Origin of the sequence: Mycolicibacterium hodleri, assembly GCF_025822245.1 — a bacterium.
Taxonomy (GTDB): Bacteria; Actinomycetota; Actinomycetes; order Mycobacteriales; family Mycobacteriaceae; genus Mycobacterium; species Mycobacterium hodleri.
Map to the genome: position 1 here is coordinate 238624 of NZ_JACKTL010000053.1, position 21910 is coordinate 260533.

The following is a 21910-nucleotide window of genomic DNA, read 5'->3' on the forward strand; positions in this document are numbered from 1 at the left end:
AATGGCGTCAGGAACGCGGGGTGACGTCCCAGGTGTGGTGGACGACGTCGTGCAGGTGGTAGAGCGCGAGGGTGGCGACGGTGAATTCGCTTCCGTTGCTGCGCAGTCCGCGCCGGGACCAGGCGTCGTCCGGTACGGCGTCATAGGCGTCGGCGACCTCGGCCGCCGCCTGCGCCAACTCGCCGGCCACGACCGCGGGCTGCTGCGAGGCGTAGTCGTCGGCCAGCGCGGTCTCGTCCTGGTCCCAATTCGGAAAGCGGGGGTCGTCCTCGGTGAGCATCAGGTGGACCCGTCGGCCGAAGATCCGGTGCACGTCGCGAATGTGGCAGCCGTACTCGAGCACCGACCAGACCGTGGGTTCCGGACGCTCCGTCACCGACGCACCGGCCAGCCTCGCCACCCAGCCCTCGGCGTCGCGTCGAACGTGGTCGCCGACCTCATCCGGTCGCATCGCCGACGCGTCGTACCCGCAGTCCGGACACGGCTCGGTGAGAACCCAGGTCCAGTCCTTGGTGTCGGGCGTGATCGGCTCGCCGGACGGGGTCACTCGTGCAGGTCCGTGGCCGAGAACGTGTCGCACTGCTTCGGGTCGCCGGTGCGGTAGCCCTCGGTGAACCAGTACTGCCGCGCCGCCGAGGACCCGTGCGTCCACGACTCCGGATTGACCTGCCCCGTGGAGGACTGCTGGATGCGGTCGTCGCCCACCGACGAGGCGGCCGACAGGGCGTCCTGAATGTCCTTGTCCGTCAACGGTTGCAGAAAGGTGACGTCGGTGCCCTCCTGCTTGGTGATCGCCGCGTAGTGCGCCCACACCCCGCCGTAGCAGTCGGCCTGCAGTTCGGTGCGCACCGAGTTGCCCTCGGCTCCACCAGGCCCCTGCTGCGCGCGTCCCAGCGTGCCCTGCAGGTCCTGGACGTGGTGGCCGAACTCGTGGGCGACGACGTACTCCTGCGCCAGCGGTCCACTGCTGGAACCGAACCGGTCGACCAGCTCCTTGAAGAAGGCGGTGTCGAAGTAGGCGGTCTGGTCACCCGGGCAGTAGAACGGTCCGACGTCGGTGGTGGCCGGTCCGCACGCCGTGCTGACGTTATCGCTGAACAGCCGGATCTTGGGCCGGGTATAGCCGGGCATCAACTGCGCCCACACGCCGTCGACCGAGTTGCCCGTCGCGATGATGCGGCACCCGAGGATGTCGTTGGCGTCCTTGCCCGTCTTGCACTGGCTGGTGTCGAAGCCGGGCGACTCCGCACCCTGGGAGCCGTACTGCCCAGCCCCCTCCTGTGGCAGCACCGTCCCCGGGTCGACGCCGAGGAACAACGCGATGACCACGATGACCAGACCGCCGATGCCGCCGCCGACCGCCAGGCCGCGACCGCCCCCGCCCCCGCCGCCGCTGGAGGACGTGGTGCTCGTGTCGATCCGCATGCCCTCGTTGAAGGTCAACGCCCACCCCTCTCGCCGGCACCGCCGATGCCTCCGTCTCAGCCGGGTTCAGCTTCCCACACTACGATTCGTGCGGTGGCCGCCCAGCGCGAAACCGTGGAAGATCCGACCGTCGCGTACACCGTCCACGGGACGGTGCGCGGCACCACCGAGGGCGGCGTCAACGTCTGGCGGGGCGTGGACTACGCCGAGCAGCCCGTCGGGGAGCGCCGCTTCCTGGCGCCGACGCCCCCGCTGCCGTGGAGCGGGGTCCGCGAGGCCGTCGACCACGGGCCGCTGCCGCCGCAGGGGCGAAGCTTCGTCGGCGGTGGGCGCGACGATCCGAAGGTTCGCGACGAGGCATGTCTGACGGTCACGGTGTGGTCGCCCGACCCTGGGGCGAGCTTGCCGGTGATGGTGTGGATACCCGGCGGCGCCTTCGTCTACGGGGCCGGGCAACTGCAGCTGTACAACGGAAGTCGGTTGGCCGCCAACGGAAACGTCGTCGTGGTGAACGTGACATATCGTCTCGGTGTCTTCGGGGGCTTCGAACTCGAAGACCTCGGCCCCGGCTTCGACGACAACCTCGCCCTGCGCGACCAGGTGGCCGCCCTGCGGTGGGTCCGCGACAACATCGCCTCGTTCGGCGGCGATCCCGACGACGTCACCGTGTTCGGCGAGTCCGCGGGGGCGACGTCGGTGTTGGCGTTGTTGGCAAGTCCCCTCGCCGACGGGCTGTTCTCCCGGGCGATCGCGCAGAGTCCGGCACTGCCGCTGATCGCCGATCGGGAGACGCGCGCCCGCCAGGCCCGGACGTTCCTCGAGCGGCTCGGCGTTCCCGTCGACGAGGTGAAGTCGCTGCCCCAGCGCCGGCTCCGGCGCGCGGCGGGGCAGCTGCAGGGCGAAAGCGCCGCACACACCCCGACGCTCGCCTACGGGCTGACCCACGGCATCGACTCGTTGCCAAGGCATCCGATCGACGCCGCGCGCCTGGGACGGGTGTCGCCCGTCCCGTTGATCGTCGGCACCAACAGCCACGAGGCGTCGATGTTCGCCTGGGGCAAGCCGCCGATGCTGCCGACCACCCAATCGATGGTCGAGGCGTACTTCGCCAGGACGGCGCCGGACGCCAGGGATCGGTTGCTAGCCGCGTATCCGGACTATCCGCGCCGCCGCGCCCTGATCGCCTTCGGCTCCGACACCATGTTCGGCGCTCCCACATGGGCGTTCGCCGACGCCTATTCGGCCCACGCGCCGACCTACGTCTACCGCTTCGACCATGCGGCGTGGAGTCTGCGCCTGCTGGGTCTCGGCGCCACCCACGGCAGCGAGATCGTGCACGTCCAGCACAGCTACGGCTCGTACCTCGGCCGCAAGATGCACCCGTTGGGCAGGCGCGTGCAACCGTCGGTGGGGCGCCGCATGCAGAGGACGTGGCTCGACTTCGCGACGGCCGAACTCGACGAGGACTGGCCGCGCTACGACGCAACCTCTCGCCGCACGCGAGTGATCCGGTCGAACCGAGACGACACCGTCGCCGACCCCGACGCCGTCAGGCGTGCGGCGTGGGAGGGCTTGTACTGAACCGCTTTTGGGCGTAGCGAACGAGGTTGTGCAGGAACCGTTGGAACAGCCACGACATCACCGGCCTGCCGATCTCCATGCCGAGTCGTGCCGCGATGCCGTTGGGCTTCATCGCCATCACCCAGGTGAGGTGGCACCCCCGTGGGGTGCGCACCACCCGATAATCCTCGGCAAACGCCGAGATCGCTCCGGAGGTGCTTTCGTTGAACCGAAAGGCCATGTGGGAGTTGGGTTCCCAGGCAAGAAACTCCTCGGCGCCGGTGATGCCGCCGCGCATGGCGACCGTCCGCGTCGTACCGACGCCCCGCGGCTCGGGGCTGGTCCACGTGACCTTGGTGATGACGGTCGCCCAGTGCGGCCACGACTCGGCGTCGCCGAACACCTCGAAGACCTGTTCCGGTGTGATCGCGAGGTCGACGGTGCTGACGAACCGGAACGGAGCCGTGTCGAGGAATGTCGCGTCGACGCGTTCACACGGGTAGGTCTTGGCCATGGGTGGACACTCTATGGGCAGGTGTCTACCCGGCCGGTCAGCCGGGTCCGTCGCTCGCCGCCGCGAGCAGCGGCACCACCAGGTCGCTGATGGGCGTGGCGACGCCGTGTGCCGCGCCCTTGCGTGCGACGACGCCGTTGCGGACGTCCCACTCCAGCGGCCGGCCCAGCTCGCGGTCGGTGAGGATCGAGGTCGTCAGATCCTCGGGCACGTCGGTGAACAGCCTGGTGGTGTCGTCGATCACGTCGTCACCGAGGTTGGCACCCTCCGCCCGCGCGACGGCGAGGCATTCGGCGAGATAGGCGCGACCCAGCCCGGCGACGTCGTCGCGGCGGAACATGCCCGCCCGTCGACCCGTCAGGACCATGAGGCCGGCCACGGCGTTGGTCAGCAGCTTGCGCCACGCGTCGTCGAGGAAGGTGGCGCTGCATTCGACGGTCAGCGACGGCCCGCTCAACACCTCGGCGAGCGTGCGTGCCGCCGCGTCGTCGGGAAGCACCAACCGCACCGCGGTGCGAAGCCGAACCCACCCCTCGGGCTGCGATTGCGCCGAGAACCAGACCGCGCTGGGGACGACGGTGCCCGCCGGGCAGTAGCGGCCGACGCGTTCGACCTGCTCGACGCCGTTCTGCAGCACGCAGACGATCGTGTCCGCGCCGCACAGCCGCTCGAGCCAGGCGGCGGCGGCCTCGTTCTGGGTGTCCTTGACCGCGAGGATCACCACGTCGACCGGCCCGTCGACCGACCCGGGGTCGGTGCACACCGGTCCGGGGACGACGACGGGTTCGCCGTCGAGGATGCCGGGGTCGGGTCGAACCTCGACGGACTCCCGCGGGGTACGGCCGCAGACGAGCACGGGATGCCCGGCGGCGTGCAGCAACGCCGCGATCGTCGAACCGATGGCACCGGGGCCGATGACCGCTGTCGAAGGGCTCACCGACGCCAAGCTACCGCCCACGACCCCACCACTACACTGTGGCAGTCCTCTCGTCAGGCACTTCCCAGGGAGTTTTCGTGTTGCGCAGTCATGCCGCCGGTTCGTTGCGGTCCTCCGATACCGGCCAGACGGTCACCTTGGCCGGATGGGTCGACCGTCGGCGTGATCACGGCGGAGTCATCTTCATCGACCTGCGCGACGCGTCCGGGATCGCCCAGGTGGTCTTCCGCGACGCCGAGGTCCTCGAGCAGGCTCACCGGTTGCGCGCCGAGTTCTGCGTGCTGGTGCAGGGCGTCGTCGAGACCAGGCCCGAGGGCAACGCCAACGCCGACATCGCCACCGGCGACGTCGAGGTCAACGCCACGTCGCTGACCGTGCTGAGCGAGAGCGCGCCGCTTCCGTTCCAGCTCGACGAGACTCCGGGTGAGGAAGCTCGGCTCAAGTACCGCTACCTCGACCTGCGCCGCGCGGGACCCGGTCACGCAATCCGCTTGCGCTCCAAGGTGAACGCCGCCGCCCGTGCGGTGCTCGCCGGCCACGACTTCGTCGAGATCGAGACGCCGACGTTGACCCGGTCGACGCCGGAGGGGGCGCGCGACTTCCTGGTGCCGGCGCGCCTGCAGCCCGGCTCGTTCTACGCGTTGCCGCAGAGCCCGCAGCTGTTCAAGCAGCTGCTGATGGTGGCGGGGATGGAGCGCTATTACCAAATCGCCCGTTGCTACCGCGACGAGGACTTCCGCGCCGACCGCCAGCCCGAGTTCACCCAGCTGGACATGGAGATGAGCTTCGTCGACCCCGACGACGTGATGGCCGTGTCCGAAGAGGTGCTCAAGGCGCTGTGGGCCCTCGTCGGATACGACCTGCCGACGCCCATTCCGCGCATCACCTACGCCGACGCGATGCGCCGGTTCGGCTCCGACAAGCCGGACCTCAGGTTCGGCCTCGAGCTCGTCGACTGCACGGAGTACTTCTCCGACACCACCTTTCGGGTCTTCCAGGCGCCGCACGTCGGCGCCGTCGTCATGCCGGGCGGCGCGTCGCAGCCGCGTCGCACCCTCGACGGGTGGCAGGAGTTCGCGAAGCAGCGCGGTCACAAGGGTCTTGCCTACGTGCTGCTCGCCGAGGACGGCACGCTCGGCGGTCCTGTCGCCAAGAACCTGACCGACGCCGAGCGCGACGGCCTGGCCGCCCACGTCAGCGCCAAGCCGGGGGACTGCATCTTCTTCGCCGCGGGCCCGGTGAAGGCGGCCCGGGCGCTGCTGGGTGCGACGCGCATCGAGATCGCGAAGCGGCTGGACATGATCGACCCCGACGCGTGGGCGTTCACCTGGGTCGTCGACTGGCCGCTGTTCGAGGCCGCCGACGACGCGACCGCGTCCGGTGACGTGGCGGTCGGTTCGGGTGCGTGGACGGCGGTGCACCACGCGTTCACCTCGCCCAAGCCCGAGTCCGAGGCCACCTTCGACACCGACCCGGGCAACGCGCTGGCCAACGCCTACGACATCGTCTGCAACGGCAACGAGATCGGCGGCGGCTCCATCCGCATCCACCGCCGCGACGTCCAGGAACGCGTCTTCGCGATGATGGGCATCGACCACGACGAAGCGCAGGACAAGTTCGGATTCCTGTTGGACGCCTTCACCTTTGGTGCGCCACCGCACGGCGGCATCGCCTTCGGTTGGGACCGCATCACCGCGTTGCTCGCGGGCACCGACTCGATCCGCGAGGTCATCGCGTTCCCCAAGTCCGGCGGCGGCGTCGACCCGTTGACCGATGCTCCCGCACCGATCACCCCGCAGCAGCGCAAGGAATCGGGAATAGACGCCACGCCAAAGGCGCCGAACTCGGATCAGTAGCACGTGACACCGACATTTTCGAGTGCGGTTCCTGGGCTGTGCACAGTCGGTAGTTCATCCACAGCCCCGAGGTGCGCGGCCTAGTTTTCATCGGCTTCGTCCGTCGCCACGAGTAACTTCGTACGTATGTTCGATTCGTTGGCGGCCACCGCGTCCTACACCTCGGGTGCCGGTGCGGTGGAGGCGTGGTCGCGGGCGGAGTCCGCCGCCTGTGCACGCAGGGTCGCGGCGATGGCCGCCATGTTCGACGAGGCTTCCGCCGCCGACGGGGCTGCGGAGCGGGACCTGTGGTGCACCGACACCTGGGACTTCGTGGCCGCCCACATCGGTGCGGTCCTGCGGATCACCCCCGGGGCCGCGTCCAACCAGCTGTTGGTCGCGGTGGCATTGCATGAACGCTTCCCTCAGGTTGCCGCGGTGTTCGCCGAGGGGCTGATCACCTATCAGCTGGTGCGGACGGTGGTGCAGCGCGGTGCGCTGGTCGTCGACCCCGACGCCCTCCACGCGCTGGATGCGTTGTTGGCCGAGGCGTTGAGCTCCCGGGAACCGATGTCGGTGGCGACGCTGGAGAAGACGATCGACGGGTTCGTCGCCCAGGTCGACCCGCAGGCAGTCATCCGGACCGAGACTAGGGCCCGGGGCCGGTCGGTCGAGGTGGGTGAGGAGGACGGCAGCGGGATGGCGACGGTCTTTGCAACCCTGTTCGCTCACGACGCCAAGGCCTTCGACGCCCGGATCGACGCGTTGGCCCGCACGGTCTGCCCGGCTGATCCTCGCACCCTGGATCAGCGCCGCTCCGATGCGATGGGGGCGATGTCGCACGGCGCGGACCGCCTGGCGTGCCTGTGCGAGTCCGAGGATTGCCCCGCCGGTGAGAATCCTCCCTCGACGGGGGTGGTGGTCTACGTGATCGCCAGCCAGGAAACGCTCACCCTCGACGAGCGGCCGGCGCCAGCGCCACCGGCACCGCCGCCGCCGCCGCCCGATGTTCCAGCGCCGGACCACACCGACGCCACCGAAGCTGCCGCGCAGGACGAGTCGGCCGACACCCCGGCCACCCCGGCCCTCGCCGACGAGCGGACCGCCCTCGACGGCGAACCACCGGCGATGTTCGCCAAGCCGCTGCGTGAGCTGACCCTGACCGAAGCCCTCACCCCCACCCCAGGACGGCTGGCGAGCCTGCGGCCGGCGGCGGTGATGGGTGGGCAGTTCGTGCCCGGTGCCATCGCGTGCCGGGCCGCAGTCGGGGCGACGATCACCCCGGTCGTGCACCCCGGGCAAGCCCCACCGGAACCGCGCTACCGACCGTCGAAGAAGTTGGCCGACTTCGTCCGCTGCCGCGACCTGACGTGCCGCTTCCCGGGCTGCCGCGTGCCGGCGACGAATTGTGACGTCGACCATACGATTCCGTGGCCCTGCGGGCCGACGGCGGCGTCCAACCTGAAATGCCTGTGCCGTCGACATCACTTGCTGAAGACGTTCTGGGGCGGTGAGAGCGGTTGGCGCGACGAACAACTCGATGACGGCACCATTGTGTGGACAGCACCCGACGGCCGCACCCACACCACCACCCCGGGCAGCCGGCTACTGTTCCCCGAACTGTCCGAACCCACCAGAACCGTTGAGGCGATCGGCGTTCCAACACGGCATGCGTCGGGTCTGACCATGCCGCGGCGCAGGACCACCCGCGCCCAAGACCGCGCGAGACGCATCGACCGGGAACGCAATCTGAACGAGAAGTCGAACTCGGCCACGATCAGCGCTTGCGCGGACTCGGCGTCCCCGCGATGACGAATGTCGCCGCGCAGTCGGCGAATTCGTCGACGAGGGCGTTGGGCTCGTCGGCGCGACGAGCCAGCGCCACCTCGCTGGGTTCGACCCCGAGCAACGGGACGGTCGTCAGCTCCGGATTCAGATCGGGGATCCGGCTGTCGGCGGGCACGATCAGCACCGCGTCGTTCTCGGCGATGAAGTCGAACATCTCCGCGGCGTCGTCGAGCACCGGGCCGTCGGGTGCGTCCCAGCCGTCGGGCCGGGGGCCGGTGCGCCAGTAGCTGTCCCACACGGGATCGCTCACGCGCGGCATGATCTCGCCCTCGATGTCCTCGAGCTCGACGGCGTCCTTGGCGGCGAGCCGATGCCGTCGTGGCACCAGCAGTGCCCTGGGTTCGCGATACAGCAGCGTGGTCTCTACGCCGTCGAGGGGGATGGGCAGGCGCGTCACCGCGACATCGACGAGGTGGTCCGTCAGCGCCGGGTGGGCGCCATTCCACGGCAGGTGGCGGACGGTGACCACCACGTCGGGGTGGCGTCGGCGCAGGTCGCGCACGGCCGTGGCGACGACGAGGTTGGTGGTGTACCCGACGGTGATGCGACGCGGGCTGGCGGCGGCGCGAGCGTGCGCTGAGGCGCGCACCGCCGCGGCGAGCATCGGCGCGGCGTGGGTCAGGAACGCCCGGCCCGCGTCGGTGAGCGTGCTCCCCTGTGGGGTGCGCAGCAGGAGGGTGGCACCGACCTGCTTCTCGAGTCCGCGGATCTGCCGACTCAACGACGGCTGGGTGATGTGCAGCGCCGCCGCGGCGCGGCCGAAGTGCCCGTGGTCGGCGACGGCGACGAAGTAGCGCACCACGCGAAGGTCGAGGTCGACCGGTGGTGCAGCACCGTCGGCGTCGGTGTCGGACACCGGTTCAGCCTAGACCTCGACGTGCACTCATGCCCGGGAGGCATTGGACGTTGCGACATGGGCGTTGGACGCGCGGTCCGGTCGGCGGCACCGTGGGTGCCATGACCACAGGAGTGTTGCTCACCCCCGACCGTTCCGCTGAGCACGTCGTCGACGACGCCGTCGAGCAGGCGTCGCTGGCCCGTGACATCGGTGTCCGGCACGTCTGGCTGGGGCAGCAACTCGACCTCGACGCGGTGGCCGTCGCCGGCATGATCGGAGCCATGGTTCCCGGGTTGGCGGTCGGGACGTCGGTGGTGCCCATCAACCCTCGTCATCCGCTGATCCTGGCGGCCGCCGCGCAGACCGCGCAGTCGGCCAGCCGCGGACACTTCAGCCTCGGCGTCGGGCTGGGCGTCGCGATGCTCGAGGAGTGGGCGTTCGCGATCCCGACCGACCACGCCGCCGCACGACTCCGGGAGTACCTGACCGTGTTGCCGGCGGTGCGCGACACCGGAACCGTGGAGTTCCGCGGGCGTCACGTCACCGCCGTAGATCCTCGGGTGATGCCGGTGGCGTTGCCGTCGGCCGCGCCGTACCCGATCTACGTCGCCGCCATGGGGCCACGAACGCTGCAGGTCACCGGTGAATTCGCCGACGGCACTCTGCCGTACGCCGGTCCCCGCGCGCTCGAGGAGTTCATCGTGCCCACCATCGGCAAGGCCGCCGCCGACGCCGGTCGACCGGCGCCCCGGGTGTTCGGTCTGGTCAGCGTGGCGGTCACCGGCTCGAGCGCCCGCGACGTCGAGCGGGCGCGAGCCGTGGCGACCGAGACGATGGCCATGTACGACCAGGTGCCGTCGTACCAACGCATCAACGCCCGTGAGGGGGTGGACAGCGTGGTCGACCTCGCGTTGATCGGATCCGAGGAGCACGTCGCGCGTGGACTGGCGCGCTACGTCGACGCGGGGGCGACCGACCTGCTGCTGATGCCGGTGCAGACGGGGCGCGACGAGCTACGGCGCGTGTGCGAGCTCGCCGCCGGAATACCGTCGGCTGGGGCAGACTTATGACCACCATGGCAGAAATCGACAAGGACAAGCTGGTATCCGACACGGCTGCACTCGACGACTTCAACCGCGGCGTCGTCGAGGAGTTCCGCGCCAACGGCGGCAAGGTGGGTGGCCCGTTCGAGGGAGGCAACCTCCTGCTGTTGCACACCACCGGCGCGAAGTCGGGTCAGCCTCGACTGTCCCCGCTGGCGTACCTGACCGTGGACGGCCGGATGCTCATCGTGGGGTCATACGCAGGCGCTCAGAAGGATCCGGCGTGGGTGCACAACCTGCGGGCCCATCCGCGGGCCCACGTCGAGGTGGGCACGGAGGCCTACGACGTCGACGTGCGCGAACTCCCGGCCGACGAGCGCGATGCGACCTACCCGAAGGTCACCGAGATCGCACCAGTCTTCGCGGAGTACCAGGCCAAGACGCCGCGGGCGATCCCGCTGTTCGAGTTGACCCGCGCCTAAGGCGACGGCGCCAGACCCGTTGCGGGCGTGACTAATTGCGCCCCGGGCTGCCTGGGTTTCCCTGCGGGCCGGCGTTGTCTCCTGGCATCGAGTTGCCGGTCGGCGGCGAGGGGGTGCGGACGGTGGTCTGCGTCGCCGAGTTGCCGCCGCTGACCGTCTGGCTTGGACCCCCGCTCTCGGCGCCCGTCGTAGGTGCCACACTGGCCGGCGCCCCGCCGGCCCCGGTGCCGCCGGCACCGCCGGTGGTCGTCGTCGGTGCCGGTGAGGCAGGTGCACTCGAATCCAACGACGGGGGAGAGGTGCTGGCCGGCGTGCTGCTGGCGGGAGTGGTGGCCGGGACGCTGGTCTCGTTGGCCTTGTCGTCGCTGCCGCAGCCCGACAGCAGGGCGATCGAGGCGGCGGAGAAGAGAAGCAGGCCGACGCGGCCCACGCGTTGAGAGTTGTTCACAGCGGCGGGATTTCCCGACGACCGACGACCCGAAACGCCGTTCGGCGCCACGTCACCAATGCGTTACCGCTTCCAGGTAACGGCAGTACCTCCCGGAGTCGCTCGGTCGCGCCTACCGTGGCGACATGGCCGCCTTGGACGTTCCCAGCGAGATCCGCGAGTTCCTCAGCTCGCGGCGTGCCCGCCTCAGCCCCGAACAGGCGGGGCTGCCCGCCTACGGCGGCAATCGTCGCGTCAAGGGGTTGCGCCGCGAGGAAGTGGCCATGCTGGCGGGCGTCTCGGTGGACTACTACGTCCGCATGGAGCGAGGCAGCCTCTCGGGAGCATCGGAAACCGTGCTCGACGCGCTCGCCTCGGCACTGCAACTCGACGAGGCCGAGCGAGAGCACCTGTTCAGCCTCGCGCGGGAGTCCGGCGCGCCGTCGAGTCGGCGCAAACGACGGGTACCCGGGACCCTCCGGCCGGCACTGCGGCAAATCCTCGACGCCATCACCGACGCACCGGCCTGGATTCGCAACGGCCGTCACGACGTGCTGGCGATGAATCAGCTTGCCCGGGCGTTGTACGCACCCGTCCTGGCCGATCCGCGTCGACCGGCGAACACCACCCGCTTCGTCTACCTGCATCCCGAGGACGCCGAGCGGTTCTTCGTCGACTACGACCAGGTCACCCGCGACGCCGCCGCGATGCTCCGGCTGGAGGCGGGCCACAATCCACGCGACGAGCAGCTGATCGCCTTGGTCGGCGAGTTGTCAACGTGCAGCGACCTCTTCCGGCAGCGGTGGGCCTCCCAGGACGTGCGGTTTCACCGCTCCGGGCGTAAACGTCTCAACCACCCGGTGGTCGGCCTGCTGGATCTCGACTTCGAGGCGATGCCCCTTCCGTCGGAGCCCGGCCTTCAGCTCAACGTCTACACCGCCGCCGCGAACACCCCCACCGCCGACGCGCTCACGTTGCTCGCTTCGTGGGCCGCCAGCCAGGAGAACCTGCCCACCGAGGGCCTTAGCTCAGCCGCTCGATGATCGTGGCGTTGGCCATACCGCCGCCCTCGCACATGGTCTGCAGTGCGTACCGTCCGCCACGCTGTTCGAGCGCGTTGACCATGGTGGTCATGATGCGGGCACCACTGGCGCCGAGCGGGTGGCCGATGGCGATCGCGCCGCCGTTGACGTTGGTCTTGGCGAGGTCCGCTCCAGTGTCCTTGGCCCAGGCCAGCACGACCGGGGCGAAGGCCTCGTTGACTTCGAAGAGGTCGATGTCGGCCAACGTCAACCCGGCGCGGGCCAGCACCTTCTCGGTCGCGGGGATGACGCCGGTCAGCATGTACAGCGGGTCGGAGCCGACCACCGTCGTCGTGTGAATGCGCGCGAGCGGTCGCAACCCGAGTGCACGGGCCGCGGCACCGCTGGTGATCATCACCGCGGCGCTGCCGTCGGACAGTGGCGAGGAGTTGCCCGGGGTGATCTCCCAGTTGATTTGCGGGAAGCGTTGGGAGTAGCCCTCGTTGAAGAAGGCGGGTCGCAGTCCGGCCAGGGTGTCGACCGTGGTGCCGGGTCGGATGATCTCGTCGGTGGACAGACCGGCGATCGGCGCGAGCTCGTTGTCGAACAGCCCGTCCTTGGTGGCGCGGGCGGCCTTTTCGTGGCTGCTCGCGGAGAATTCGTCGAGCTCGGTGCGCGACAGTCCCCACTTGGCGGCAATCAGTTCGGCGCTGATGCCCTGGGGCACCAGGCCGTCGGGGTACCGCTCGGCCATGCCGTGGCCGAAGGGGTCACTGCCCGGCAGCACCGAGCTGCCCATGACCACCCGCGACATCGATTCCACGCCCGAGGCGATCACGAGGTCGTAGGCCCCGGCCAGGACGCCCTGCGCGGCGAAACTGATTGCCTGCTGGCTACTTCCGCACTGCCGGTCGACCGTGGTTCCCGGCACGCTCTCGGGGAAGCCGGCCCCGAGCAGCGCGTTGCGGGCGATGTTCATCGACTGGTCCCCGACCTGGGTGACCGCGCCCGCGATGACGTCGTCGACCTTGGCGGGGTCGACCCCGGTGCGGGCGACGAGCTCGCGCAGGCTGTGGGCAAGCAGGTCGACGGGCAGCACGTCGTGCAGGGCGCCGTTGGCCTTGCCCTTGCCGACGGGGGTGCGCACGGCGCCGACGATGACGGCGTCGCGGTCCGAATAAGCAGCAGACATGGTGTTCTCCTCGATGACTCGTCGCTGAGTACTACTATCTATACTTAGATCTAACATCTAGGTATAGCTCAAACAACCCAGCTAGGGAGTGACGTCCATGACAGTCCTGCAAGGCCGGCTCGCCGACCGCGATTCGTGGTCGCCGGTAGGGCGCTGCCCGGTCGAGAAGACGATGGGCCTGGTGGGCACCAAGTCGGCGATGCTGATCATGCGCGAGGCCTTCTACGGCACCACGCGCTTCGACGACTTCGCGCGCCGCGTCGGCATCACCAAGGCCGCCACCAGCGCCCGGCTGTCCGAACTGGTCGACGCCGGACTTCTAGCCAAGCGGCCGTACCAGGAACCCGGCCAGCGCAGCCGTGACGAATACGTCCTCACCGCGCAGGGCACGGCGTTCATGCCCGTGGTCTGGGCGATGTTCGAATGGGGCCGAAACTATTTCGGGGACACCCCGCTACGACTGTCCCACCAGGGCTGCGGCGCCGAGGCGACCGTCGAAATCCGTTGTGTCGACGGTCACCCCGTGCCACCGGAGGAGTTGGAGGTGCGGTTGGCGGGTGCTAGACGAGCTGCTCCCGGAACTTCTTCGCCTCGCCCATGAGCTCTTCGACCCGCGTGCGGTCGGCCCGGTTCTCGAAGACGCCGTCCTTCTTGAAGTAGGTGCCCACGATCGCCCCGTCGGCGACGGCGAGCTGGTTGCCGACGTTCTCCGCCCGTACGCCCGTGTTGACGAACACCGGCACTGCGCCGGCGGCCGCCTTCACCACCCGCAGCGCCTCGGCGTCGGTCGGCGCTCCGGCGGTCGCACCGGACACGCAGATCGCATCGGGCAGCGTCGCGAACACGGTCGTGCGCGTGATGGAGGCGAGATCACGCTCGGCGAGGTAGGTCGCCGACTCGGGAACGATGTTGAAGAACAGCTTCACGTCGGCGCCGCCCACCCGCGCGCGGTGGCGCGCCACCTCGCCGACGTTGGTGTCCCAGAGGCCGAAGTCGCTGGCGTAGACGCCGGTGAAGATCTCCCGGACGAACTTCGCGCCGGTCGCGACGGCGAGGTCGATCGAGGCCCGGCCGTCCCACAGCACGTTCACGCCGTAGGGAACCTCGAACGCGGGCAGCAGTTCGCCGATGATCCTGGCCATCGTGATCGCGGTGATGGGTTCGGTCTTCGTGAGGTACGGCAGGCTGAATTCGTTGGACACCATCACGCCGTCGATGCCACCGGCCTGCAGCTCGTCGAGTTCCTCGCGGGCCCGTCGGACGACGGCGGCGATGCCGCCCGTGCTGTCGTACGCGGGGTCGCCGGGCAGGGCGGCGAGATGAAGCATGGCGATGACGGGCTTCTTCGTGCTGAAGACGTCGTCGAGCCAGGTGGTTGTCACTGCTGTACCTCTTTCAATCGTGTTGTCGTTCGGGGGTGTAGCGGCTAATCCATGTAGGCGCCGCCGTTGACGGCGAGCGCCTCACCGGTGATGAAGCGGGCGTCGGGGGACAGCAGGAAGGCGACCGACTTGGCGACGTCCTCGGGCTGCTCGAGTCGCCGCAGCGGGGTGTCTGCGAGCATCATGGCGCGGACGCCCTCGGTCGTGGTGCCGCGCAGTTGAGCTTCCCATTCCAATTCCCTTGACTGCATTGGTGTTTCGACGTAGCCGGGGCAGACGCAGTTGACGGTGATCCCGTGTTCTCCGAGTTCGTATGCCATCGCCTGGGTGAGCCCCACCACCCCGAACTTGGATGCGACGTAATCGGAGAGGAACGGCACCCGGCCCTGCTTGCCTGCCATCGACGCGGTGTTGACGATCGCTCCCGCCGTGCCGCTGCGGACCATCGCCCGCGCGGCAGCCTGACCGCAGACGAACACGCCCTTGAGGTTGACGTCCATCGTCTGGTCGTACCTGGCGATGGGTGCCTCGAGAAAGCTGTGCATGAACGAGATCCCGGCGTTGCTGACCCAGGCGTCGAGTCCGAGGCGGTCGGTGACGTCGAACGCGACCGCGGCCGCGTCGGCCGGCGAGCTGACGTTCAGCACCGCCGATTCGTGCTTGACGCCGTCGGCCGAGGGGAGTGCGGCGGCGACGTCTCGGGCCGAGTCGCCGTCGACGTCGGTCACCACGACTTGCCATGATCGTTCGGCGAGGGTGACCGCAATGGCCCGCCCGATTCCGCTGCCTGCGCCGGTGACTACGACTGTCTTGGTCATCAGTGACGTTTCTCTCCGTTGGTGTGGTCGCCGACGATGCGTCGGCCGGTCTGTGCGTCGAAGACGTGGACGGTCCCCGGTCGGGCCGACAGGGCAACCGAGGCGCCCTCGGTGATTCCCGACATTCGTGAGGTCTCGACGACGCTGGTCAGCTCCGTCCCCCTGGCGTCGATCGTCACGATCGCCCGGGGCCCGAGGAGTTCGATCAACGTCACGGTGGCGTCGCCGTCGTCGGCGGCCGTCGGGATGAGGTCGTCGGGCCGCACCCCGAGAGTGACGGTGCCGCGGGTGACGGTTTGCGTGACCGAGAAGGTGAATCCAGTTGGCAACGTGAAGCTCTCGCCGGTGAGCTCGCCGTCGACGAGGTTCATCTTCGGGCTTCCGACGAAGGAGGCGACGAAGGTGTCGACGGGGGAGTCGTACACCTCGAGCGGGGTGCCGACCTGGGCGGCGCGCCCGTCCCGCATCACCACCATGCGGTCCGAAAGAGTCATCGCCTCCTCCTGGTCGTGGGTGACGTAGAGGGAGGTGATGCCCAGCCTGCGCTGGATCTGCAGAAGCTCGGTGCGGGTCTCGACGCGCAGCTTGGCGTCGAGGTTGCTCAGCGGTTCGTCGAACAGGAAGACCGACGGTTCGCGGATGATCGCGCGGCCGATGGCCACCCGCTGCTGCTGCCCGCCGCTGAGGTCCTTTGGCTTGCGGCTCAACAGGTTCGACAGACCCAGCGAGTTGCCGACTTCGTCGGCGCGCCGAAGCGCGTCGCCCCGGTCGGCCTTCGCGGCCCGCAGCGGGAAGGCGATGTTCTCCCGGACGCTGAGGTGCGGGTACAGCGCGTAGTTCTGAAACACCATGGCGATGTCGCGGTCGCGCGGCTGCAGGTGCGTGACGTCGCGATCACCGATCGTGATGGTGCCCGAGGTGACGGACTCCAGACCGGCGAGCATGCGCAGTGACGTCGACTTGCCGCAGCCGGACGGGCCGACCAGGACCGTGAACGACCCGTCGGGTAGCTCCAGGTTCAAATCGCTGACCACGGAGATCGCCCCGTAGGACTTGGTGAGGTGTTCGAATCGGACGATTGCCATCGGAAGTGAGTGACCTACCTTCTAGAACTTCACCGCGCCACCGCTGATGCCCTGCACCAGCTTGCGCTGGATGAAGAAGCTCGCGATGACGACGGGGACGACGGCGATCAGGATGGCGGCACTCATCGAGCCGATCTGAACGCCACGGAACGTGTTGAAGCCGGCGATGGCAACCGGCAGGATGGCGGCCTTGCCGGGCGCCAGGATCAGGCCGTAGAACAGGTCGTTCCACGACAGGGTGAACCCGAAGATCGCCGCTGCCCCCATGCCGGGGAACACCTGGGGTAGGACGACCAACCGGAAGGCCGCGAAGCGGCTGAACCCGTCGACCTGAGCTTGCTCCTCCAGCGACCGGGGGACCGCCTCGAAGAAACCGATCAGGAACCAGGTGACCACGGGCAGAACGAAACTCAGGTGAGCGAAGATCACCGGGATCAGGGTGTCGTTGAGCCGCAGCGCATAGGCCATCGTCAGGAACGGAAACACCAACACCGCCGGCGGAAGTACCTGGGCGGCAAGCATTCCGAACCTGGTAGGGGTGCCGCCCGCCCGGAACCGCGCGATGGCGTATGCCCCCATGCTGCCGACCACGATGCTGATGCCGACCGTCGTGAGCGCGACGACGGCGCTCCGCCCGGCCGCGGAGAGGATCCCCGAGGACAGCACGTTGCGCCACGCGTCCAACGTCGGTGTGAACGCCAGCAGGAACGGATCGTTGAGTTGTTCCGGGTCCTTCAGGCTGGCCAGGGCGATCCACAGCACCGGAAACAGCACCGAGATGGCCGCCGCCCAGAGCAGGGCGACCCGGCAGACGACGAGAACGCGTGATTCCTTCACGAGCGCTTCGCCTTCTCCATGCGCCGGAACGCGATGAGGATGACGGTCAGCACGACCAGGAGCACGACGAAGGCCATCGACGCCGCGGATCCGAGCCGGAAGAACTGAATGCCGGTCTGGTAGACGAAATACTGCAGTGTCTGCGTCTCGGTGCCGGGTCCGCCGCGGGTGGTGGCGAAGACGTATTCGAAGACCTTCATGGCGTCGAGGCACCGCAGCAGGATCGCCACCACGAGCACCGGCGCCAGCAGGGGCAGCGTCACCCTGCGCAGCACGTACCAGCCGCCCGCGCCGTCGACCCTGGCTGCCTCCAGCGGTTCCTTCGGAATCGACTCGAGACCGGCGAGCAGCAGCAGCACCATGAACGGCGTCCACTGCCAGACGTCGACGAAGGCAAGGGTGAACAGCGCGCGACCGGGCCCGAAGAAGTCGTAGTCGAGCCCGACGGCGTGCAACAGGTGGGGGATCGCACCGATCTGGTCGTTGAGCAGGAAGCGGAAGATCAGGCCCACTGCGATCGGGGTGATGAACATCGGGGCCAGCAGCATCGACCGGGTGAGATCGCTTGCCCAGCGTTGCTTTTGCAGCGCGAGCGCGATGGCCAGTCCGATCAGCAGCTCCATGCTCACCGCTACCGCGACGAAGGTGGCCGTGGTGCCGAAGGATTGCCAGAACTCGGCGTTCTGCAGGGTCGCGACGTAGTTGTCCGCACCGACGATCTTCGGCGTGCCGTGGCTGGTCAGCTTGTAGTCGGTGACGCTGAGGTAGAACGCGTAACCGAGGGGGAAGCCGACCACCCCGACGAACAGGGCGACGAGAGGTGTCACCATGCCGTGCTTGAAGGTCACCATCGGCGCTCCTCCTTTCGTGAGGTGGTCGGCTTCATCGGGGTGGTGTCAGCCCTGGATCTTTTCGGCGGCTGCCTGCGCCGCCGCCAATGCGTCGTCGACGCTCTTGGTGCCTGCGACCGCCTCGTTGAGTTCGGTGCCGACGGCTTGGATCATCTCCTCACCGCTGGGACCCTGGCTCAAGGGCGCGGCGTTGCCGAGCATCTTCTCGACGGTCTTGTAGTAGTCCGCGCCCAGTGGGCCGTTGAGCACGGCCGGATCCTGCAGGGTGCTCTGCCGGATCGCGGCGCCACCCTTCTCGACGCGCTGCACGTCATGGGCCTTCGACGTCAGCCAGGACGCGAACGCCCACGCGGCATCCGGTGCGCCGGAGTTGGCGGGGATTGACCAGCTCCACGAGCCGAGAACCTGCTTGCCGCCGGGGATCTCGGCCAGCTTGTACTTCCCCGCCGAGGGGCCCGAGCCGGGCTGGTTGAGCGCAGGCAGATTCCAGTTGTAGCTGATCATCGACGCGGCCTGATCGCTGGACACCGACCGGAATGCTTCGTCGAAGGCCCAGTTCAGGCTGTTCGGCGGCGCGGCGGTCTTGTAGGTGTCGATGTAGGCGTTCAGGGCGTTCTTGGCCTCGGGCGTGTCGAGCGACGGCTTGCCGTTGGCGTCGTAGATCGAGCCACCCGCGGCGAAGAGCCAGTTGCCCCACTCCTCGAAGATCTTGTAGCCCCGCTGCGGCTGCATCGCGATGCCCGCACGCTCGCCGGCCTTCATCGCCTTGGAGGTGCTGACCAACTGGTCGAGCGTGGTGGGCACCGGCAGATTGGCCTGCGCCAGGTCGTCGGTGTTGTAGAGGTAGCCGAGGGCGTAGTTGTAGAACGGCACGCCGTACTTCACGCCGTCGACGGTGGCGATGTCGGTCAGCGGCTTGAAGAAGTCGGCGTCGTCGTAGTCGGGGGTACTGGAGATGCGAGAGTCCAGCGGCTGCAGGAAGTTCGCCTTGGCGAAGTCCACCATCCAGGGGTTGTCGACGATGATGAGGTCGTAGGTCGGCGACGACGACTGGAACGACGACACGAGCTTGTCGCGCATCTGGTCATAGGTCAGGGTCTCGATGTCGACCTTGACGTTGGGATATTCCTTGTTGAACTCGGGCACCATCGACTTGACGACGTCGGTGTCGGGCACGTTCTCCATCAGGATGCGGACGTTGCCCGAGACGTCCTTTCCGACGGCGCCGGTGCCGGTGGCGGTGGTCTGCGCGGGACCGCCGCTGCCCGCGCACGCACTGATCAACATCGTCACGACGGCCAGTAGTACGAGGACGGGGGAGGGTCGGAACGATCGCCTCCGCCTGCGTTCGACGTGAACGTCTCGATTGAGAGTCATTGCGGCACTGTTCCCTTCACTAGTCGAATCCTCATCTGTTACTCCTCGCCATCGCGTGGGAGATCGGGGCCACCGCGACGCCGAGGTCGCGCCAGTTCTGGTAGGCGTCGTCGTAGATCGCGGTGCGACTCCGATCGGGGACGACCGGTGGGTCGAGGGTGACGAAGCGGGCGACGTCGGACCAGTCGTCGAGCGCACCCACGCCGATGGCCGCGATCGCCGCCGCCCCGAGGGAGGCGCCGGGATGGCCTCGGACGGGCCGCATCTCGATGCCGAGTACGTCGGCGTGGATCTGCTTCCACAGCGTGGACTTCGAGCCGCCGTTGGTGATCATCACCCGGCTCGGCGCGATGCCGATGTCGGCGAAGACGTCGACGTGGTGTCGGAACCCGAACGCGATGGCCTCGAGCACCGACCGGTACAGGTCGGCGCGACCGTGTCCGAGGTGCATGCCGGCGAAGACACCGCGAAGGTCGGGGTCGTGGATGGGGCTCTTCTCGCCGAGGAAGTACGGCAGGCACAGCACCTGGGCCGGTGCGGAGGTGAGCGCTTCGGCGTCGAGATCGGTCAGTTCCACCCCACCGACGAGGGTCTGGAACCACCGGATCAGGCTGCCACTGGTGGCCATGCACCCGTTCGGCAGCCAGTGCCCGGGGACGGGATGAGCGTCGAGGTAGAGCCTCTCGTCCACCACGCGGGTGTCGCTGGCCACCAGGATGTCACCGGCGCCACCGAGTTTGACCAGCGCGTCACCGGGGGCGTTGACGCCTGCGGCGAACGCCGACAGGACGTGGTCGGCTCCTCCGACGATCAACGCGGTGCCTGCCGCCAGTCCGGTGGAATCAGCCGCGGCTCTGCTCAATTGGCCCACGTTGGTACCTGGCCGACGGACCGGGGCGAGTGTGCGCCGGTCCAGCCCGGCGGCCTCGACCACCGGAGCCGCCACGTCTCCGTCGACGGTGAACAGTCCTGATTCCAGCGCCCAGTTCTGTTCGACGTGGACGTCCGCCCCGAGGGCGGTCAGCACCCAGTCGTAGGAGCCGACGTAGTGGGCGGTGCGGTCGTAGACATCGGGTTCGTGGGTGCGCAGCCATGCCGTCGTCGGTGCGACGGACTGCTGCGTCAGCGCCGATCCCGTCATCGAGACCAGGTCGACGTCCGTCAGCTCCCGAGCGAGTTCCGAGACCTCCCGGTGCGCCCTGGCGTCGTTCTGGAGGATTGCGCGCCGCAACGGTCGACGCCGTTCGTCGAGGGGGACCACAGCCGGGACCATGCCCGAGACGGCGAGCGCGGCCACCCGATCACCGCGAATGTCACTGGTGTGCAAAACTTCTCGGATGGACTCGACCACGTTCTGATGCCACTGCTCGGTGTCGGCCTCGGCGAACCCCGGGCCCGGCGAGTGCAGGGTCGTCGGACGGGATGCCTGGGCGACGATGCCGGAGTCGGTGTCCAACAGCACGGTCTTCGTGCCGGTGGTTCCGACGTCGACGCCAATCGTGTACTGGCTCATCGTGATTCCGCCCGACTCGCGGACCCTTCGAGGCCGGCGACGCAGATGACGTCGACCCCTGCCTCTCGCGCCGCGACCAGCGTGGGGTGCTCGGGGTCGCCGTCGGTGATGATCACCTCGATGTCCGCGAGGCCGGCGATGCTGGTGAAGGTGACCCGGCCCAGCTTGCTCTGGTCGGCGGCCACGATGACCCGGTCGGCGCGCTTGCAGGCCGCGCGCTTCACCCTGCTGTCGGCCTGGTGGTAGTCCGAGATGCCGCGAAGTCCGTCGATTCCGGCCACTCCCATCACGAAGGTGTCGCAGTTGTAGTTGGACAGGGTGTCCTCGGCTGCGGGGCCGATCAGGCTGAGCTCACCGGGGCGCAGTTCACCGCCGGTGAGTACGACGGTGGTGTTGGCTTCGTCGACCAACTCCAGCGCGACGAGGATGCTCGGAGTCAGCACCGTCAGACCGAGGTCCCGCCCGCGGAGTGACTGCGCCACCGCCAGTGCGGTGCTGCCGGAGTCGAGGATGAGGGTTTCGCCGGGCCCGATGAGATCGGCCACGGCGTCGGCGATGTGGCGCTTCTCCTCGGCGGCGTCGGCCACCCGGGTCTCGAATGAGGGTTCGTTGTCCTTGCCCTTCAGCGCGATCGCGCCTCCGACGACGCGGCGGACGACACCGAGGGTCTCCAGTGCCTCCATGTCGCGGCGGATGGTCATCTCCGATACGTCGAACTCGGTGGCGAGATCGGCGTAACCGACCTCACGCTCGACCCGCACGCGTTCTTCGATGCGATCTCGACGGGTCTTGGCGTCCATGCTCACACCCACTCGGCGTGTGGAAAATTCACAGTGCTGAGCTCCATCTTCGTGATCTAGGGGGCTGCTCGGCCGAGCGCTCTGTGAATTTACAACACGATCGTGTGGAACCGCCACATTTGGC

At 68.6% G+C, this 21910-nt stretch carries 22 protein-coding genes; 8 read left to right on the forward strand and 14 right to left on the reverse strand.

Features of this window, described 5'->3' with window-relative positions:
- Window positions 1-7 precede the first annotated feature (7 nt).
- Window positions 8-547, reverse strand: a complete 540-nt coding sequence (locus H7J06_RS23580; RefSeq protein WP_264041693.1) for a DinB family protein — start codon at window positions 545-547, stop codon at window positions 8-10.
- Window positions 544-1443, reverse strand: coding sequence for a KPN_02809 family neutral zinc metallopeptidase (gene ypfJ / locus H7J06_RS23585; RefSeq protein WP_264041694.1), 900 nt, complete (start codon window positions 1441-1443; stop codon window positions 544-546). The genes H7J06_RS23580 and ypfJ overlap by 4 nt, the downstream gene beginning before the upstream one ends.
- 27 nt (window positions 1444-1470) lie before the next feature.
- Between ypfJ and H7J06_RS23590 the strand changes: the two genes are divergently transcribed.
- Window positions 1471-3006, forward strand: coding sequence for a carboxylesterase/lipase family protein (locus H7J06_RS23590; RefSeq protein ID WP_264041695.1), 1536 nt, complete (start codon window positions 1471-1473; stop codon window positions 3004-3006).
- On the opposite strand, the gene H7J06_RS23595 is transcribed toward H7J06_RS23590, so the two are convergent.
- Window positions 2975-3499, reverse strand: coding sequence for an SRPBCC family protein (locus H7J06_RS23595; protein WP_264041696.1), 525 nt, complete (start codon window positions 3497-3499; stop codon window positions 2975-2977). The genes H7J06_RS23590 and H7J06_RS23595 overlap by 32 nt on opposite strands.
- Before the next feature lie 37 nt (window positions 3500-3536).
- Complete coding sequence (locus tag H7J06_RS23600; RefSeq protein WP_264041697.1) at window positions 3537-4436, reverse strand: oxidoreductase; 900 nt, start codon at window positions 4434-4436, stop codon at window positions 3537-3539.
- Between the two features lie 77 nt (window positions 4437-4513).
- On the opposite strand from H7J06_RS23600, the gene aspS reads away from it, so the two are divergent.
- Entirely contained in the window at window positions 4514-6292 is a 1779-nt protein-coding gene (gene aspS / locus H7J06_RS23605; RefSeq protein WP_264041699.1) for an aspartate--tRNA ligase, read from the forward strand.
- Window positions 6293-6418: 126 nt separating this feature from the next.
- The gene (locus tag H7J06_RS23610; protein WP_264041700.1) at window positions 6419-8083 is read left to right on the forward strand and encodes an HNH endonuclease signature motif containing protein; all 1665 of its coding nucleotides are present in this window, start codon (window positions 6419-6421) and stop codon (window positions 8081-8083) included.
- On the opposite strand, the gene H7J06_RS23615 is transcribed toward H7J06_RS23610, so the two are convergent.
- Window positions 8049-8975 (reverse strand): LysR family transcriptional regulator, encoded by a 927-nt coding sequence (locus tag H7J06_RS23615; RefSeq protein WP_264041701.1) that lies wholly within the window; start codon window positions 8973-8975, stop codon window positions 8049-8051. The genes H7J06_RS23610 and H7J06_RS23615 overlap by 35 nt on opposite strands.
- Window positions 8976-9076: 101 nt before the next feature.
- Between H7J06_RS23615 and H7J06_RS23620 the strand changes: the two genes are divergently transcribed.
- The 4 genes from H7J06_RS23620 (at window position 9077) to H7J06_RS23635 (ending at window position 11952) form a co-directional block, all read left to right on the forward strand.
- Window positions 9077-10027 (forward strand): TIGR03564 family F420-dependent LLM class oxidoreductase, encoded by a 951-nt coding sequence (locus H7J06_RS23620; protein WP_264041702.1) that lies wholly within the window; start codon window positions 9077-9079, stop codon window positions 10025-10027.
- A 5-nt stretch (window positions 10028-10032) separates the two neighbouring features.
- On the forward strand, window positions 10033-10482 hold the full coding sequence (locus H7J06_RS23625) for a nitroreductase family deazaflavin-dependent oxidoreductase (protein ID WP_264041703.1): 450 nt from the start codon (window positions 10033-10035) through the stop codon (window positions 10480-10482).
- A 74-nt stretch (window positions 10483-10556) separates the two neighbouring features.
- Window positions 10557-10919: a hypothetical protein gene (locus H7J06_RS23630; RefSeq protein WP_264041704.1), complete on the forward strand. Its 363-nt coding sequence runs from the start codon at window positions 10557-10559 to the stop codon at window positions 10917-10919.
- Window positions 10920-11055: 136 nt separating this feature from the next.
- A complete protein-coding gene (locus tag H7J06_RS23635) occupies window positions 11056-11952 on the forward strand; it encodes a helix-turn-helix transcriptional regulator (protein ID WP_264041705.1) in 897 nt (298 codons plus the stop codon).
- Here H7J06_RS23635 and H7J06_RS23640 read toward each other — a convergent pair.
- On the reverse strand, window positions 11933-13123 hold the full coding sequence (locus H7J06_RS23640) for a thiolase family protein (protein ID WP_264041707.1): 1191 nt from the start codon (window positions 13121-13123) through the stop codon (window positions 11933-11935). The two genes, H7J06_RS23635 and H7J06_RS23640, sit on opposite strands and share 20 nt — an antisense overlap.
- A gap of 97 nt (window positions 13124-13220) precedes the next feature.
- Between H7J06_RS23640 and H7J06_RS23645 the strand changes: the two genes are divergently transcribed.
- On the forward strand, window positions 13221-13724 hold the full coding sequence (locus H7J06_RS23645) for a winged helix-turn-helix transcriptional regulator (protein WP_264041708.1): 504 nt from the start codon (window positions 13221-13223) through the stop codon (window positions 13722-13724).
- On the opposite strand, the gene H7J06_RS23650 is transcribed toward H7J06_RS23645, so the two are convergent.
- From H7J06_RS23650 to H7J06_RS23685, 8 genes are read right to left on the reverse strand one after another with little or no spacing between them, the layout of a single operon-like run.
- Entirely contained in the window at window positions 13684-14505 is an 822-nt protein-coding gene (locus tag H7J06_RS23650; RefSeq protein ID WP_308205823.1) for a BtpA/SgcQ family protein, read from the reverse strand. The two genes, H7J06_RS23645 and H7J06_RS23650, sit on opposite strands and share 41 nt — an antisense overlap.
- A 44-nt stretch (window positions 14506-14549) precedes the next feature.
- A complete protein-coding gene (locus H7J06_RS23655) occupies window positions 14550-15323 on the reverse strand; it encodes an SDR family NAD(P)-dependent oxidoreductase (protein WP_264041709.1) in 774 nt (257 codons plus the stop codon).
- Window positions 15323-16408, reverse strand: coding sequence for an ABC transporter ATP-binding protein (locus H7J06_RS23660; RefSeq protein ID WP_264041710.1), 1086 nt, complete (start codon window positions 16406-16408; stop codon window positions 15323-15325). Before H7J06_RS23660 ends, H7J06_RS23655 begins: the two co-directional genes overlap by 1 nt.
- A 21-nt stretch (window positions 16409-16429) precedes the next feature.
- A complete protein-coding gene (locus tag H7J06_RS23665; RefSeq protein ID WP_264041711.1) occupies window positions 16430-17245 on the reverse strand; it encodes a carbohydrate ABC transporter permease in 816 nt (271 codons plus the stop codon).
- Window positions 17242-18093 (reverse strand): carbohydrate ABC transporter permease, encoded by an 852-nt coding sequence (locus H7J06_RS23670; RefSeq protein ID WP_264041758.1) that lies wholly within the window; start codon window positions 18091-18093, stop codon window positions 17242-17244. The genes H7J06_RS23665 and H7J06_RS23670 overlap by 4 nt, the downstream gene beginning before the upstream one ends.
- Before the next feature lie 48 nt (window positions 18094-18141).
- Window positions 18142-19473 (reverse strand): ABC transporter substrate-binding protein, encoded by a 1332-nt coding sequence (locus H7J06_RS23675; RefSeq protein WP_264041712.1) that lies wholly within the window; start codon window positions 19471-19473, stop codon window positions 18142-18144.
- Between the two features lie 31 nt (window positions 19474-19504).
- Window positions 19505-20986 (reverse strand): FGGY-family carbohydrate kinase, encoded by a 1482-nt coding sequence (locus H7J06_RS23680; protein WP_264041713.1) that lies wholly within the window; start codon window positions 20984-20986, stop codon window positions 19505-19507.
- Complete coding sequence (locus H7J06_RS23685) at window positions 20983-21786, reverse strand: DeoR/GlpR family DNA-binding transcription regulator (RefSeq protein ID WP_264041714.1); 804 nt, start codon at window positions 21784-21786, stop codon at window positions 20983-20985. The genes H7J06_RS23680 and H7J06_RS23685 overlap by 4 nt, the downstream gene beginning before the upstream one ends.
- Window positions 21787-21910: the final 124 nt, after the last annotated feature.

What these genes read in the sequence shown, in the direction of transcription:
- H7J06_RS23595 (WP_264041696.1), bottom strand. Translation starts at nt 3,499, where the DNA reads ATGGCCAAGACCTACCCGTGTGAACGCGTCGACGCGACATTCCTCGAC.
- H7J06_RS23645 (WP_264041708.1), top strand. Translation starts at nt 13,221, where the DNA reads ATGACAGTCCTGCAAGGCCGGCTCGCCGACCGCGATTCGTGGTCGCCG.
- H7J06_RS23625 (WP_264041703.1), top strand. Translation starts at nt 10,033, where the DNA reads ATGGCAGAAATCGACAAGGACAAGCTGGTATCCGACACGGCTGCACTC.
- H7J06_RS23590 (WP_264041695.1), top strand. Translation starts at nt 1,471, where the DNA reads ATGCCTCCGTCTCAGCCGGGTTCAGCTTCCCACACTACGATTCGTGCG.
- H7J06_RS23620 (WP_264041702.1), top strand. Translation starts at nt 9,077, where the DNA reads ATGACCACAGGAGTGTTGCTCACCCCCGACCGTTCCGCTGAGCACGTC.
- H7J06_RS23655 (WP_264041709.1), bottom strand. Translation starts at nt 15,323, where the DNA reads ATGACCAAGACAGTCGTAGTCACCGGCGCAGGCAGCGGAATCGGGCGG.
- H7J06_RS23675 (WP_264041712.1), bottom strand. Translation starts at nt 19,473, where the DNA reads ATGACTCTCAATCGAGACGTTCACGTCGAACGCAGGCGGAGGCGATCG.
- H7J06_RS23635 (WP_264041705.1), top strand. Translation starts at nt 11,056, where the DNA reads ATGGCCGCCTTGGACGTTCCCAGCGAGATCCGCGAGTTCCTCAGCTCG.
- H7J06_RS23610 (WP_264041700.1), top strand. Translation starts at nt 6,419, where the DNA reads ATGTTCGATTCGTTGGCGGCCACCGCGTCCTACACCTCGGGTGCCGGT.
- H7J06_RS23680 (WP_264041713.1), bottom strand. Translation starts at nt 20,986, where the DNA reads ATGAGCCAGTACACGATTGGCGTCGACGTCGGAACCACCGGCACGAAG.
- H7J06_RS23640 (WP_264041707.1), bottom strand. Translation starts at nt 13,123, where the DNA reads ATGTCTGCTGCTTATTCGGACCGCGACGCCGTCATCGTCGGCGCCGTG.
- H7J06_RS23685 (WP_264041714.1), bottom strand. Translation starts at nt 21,786, where the DNA reads ATGGACGCCAAGACCCGTCGAGATCGCATCGAAGAACGCGTGCGGGTC.
- H7J06_RS23660 (WP_264041710.1), bottom strand. Translation starts at nt 16,408, where the DNA reads ATGGCAATCGTCCGATTCGAACACCTCACCAAGTCCTACGGGGCGATC.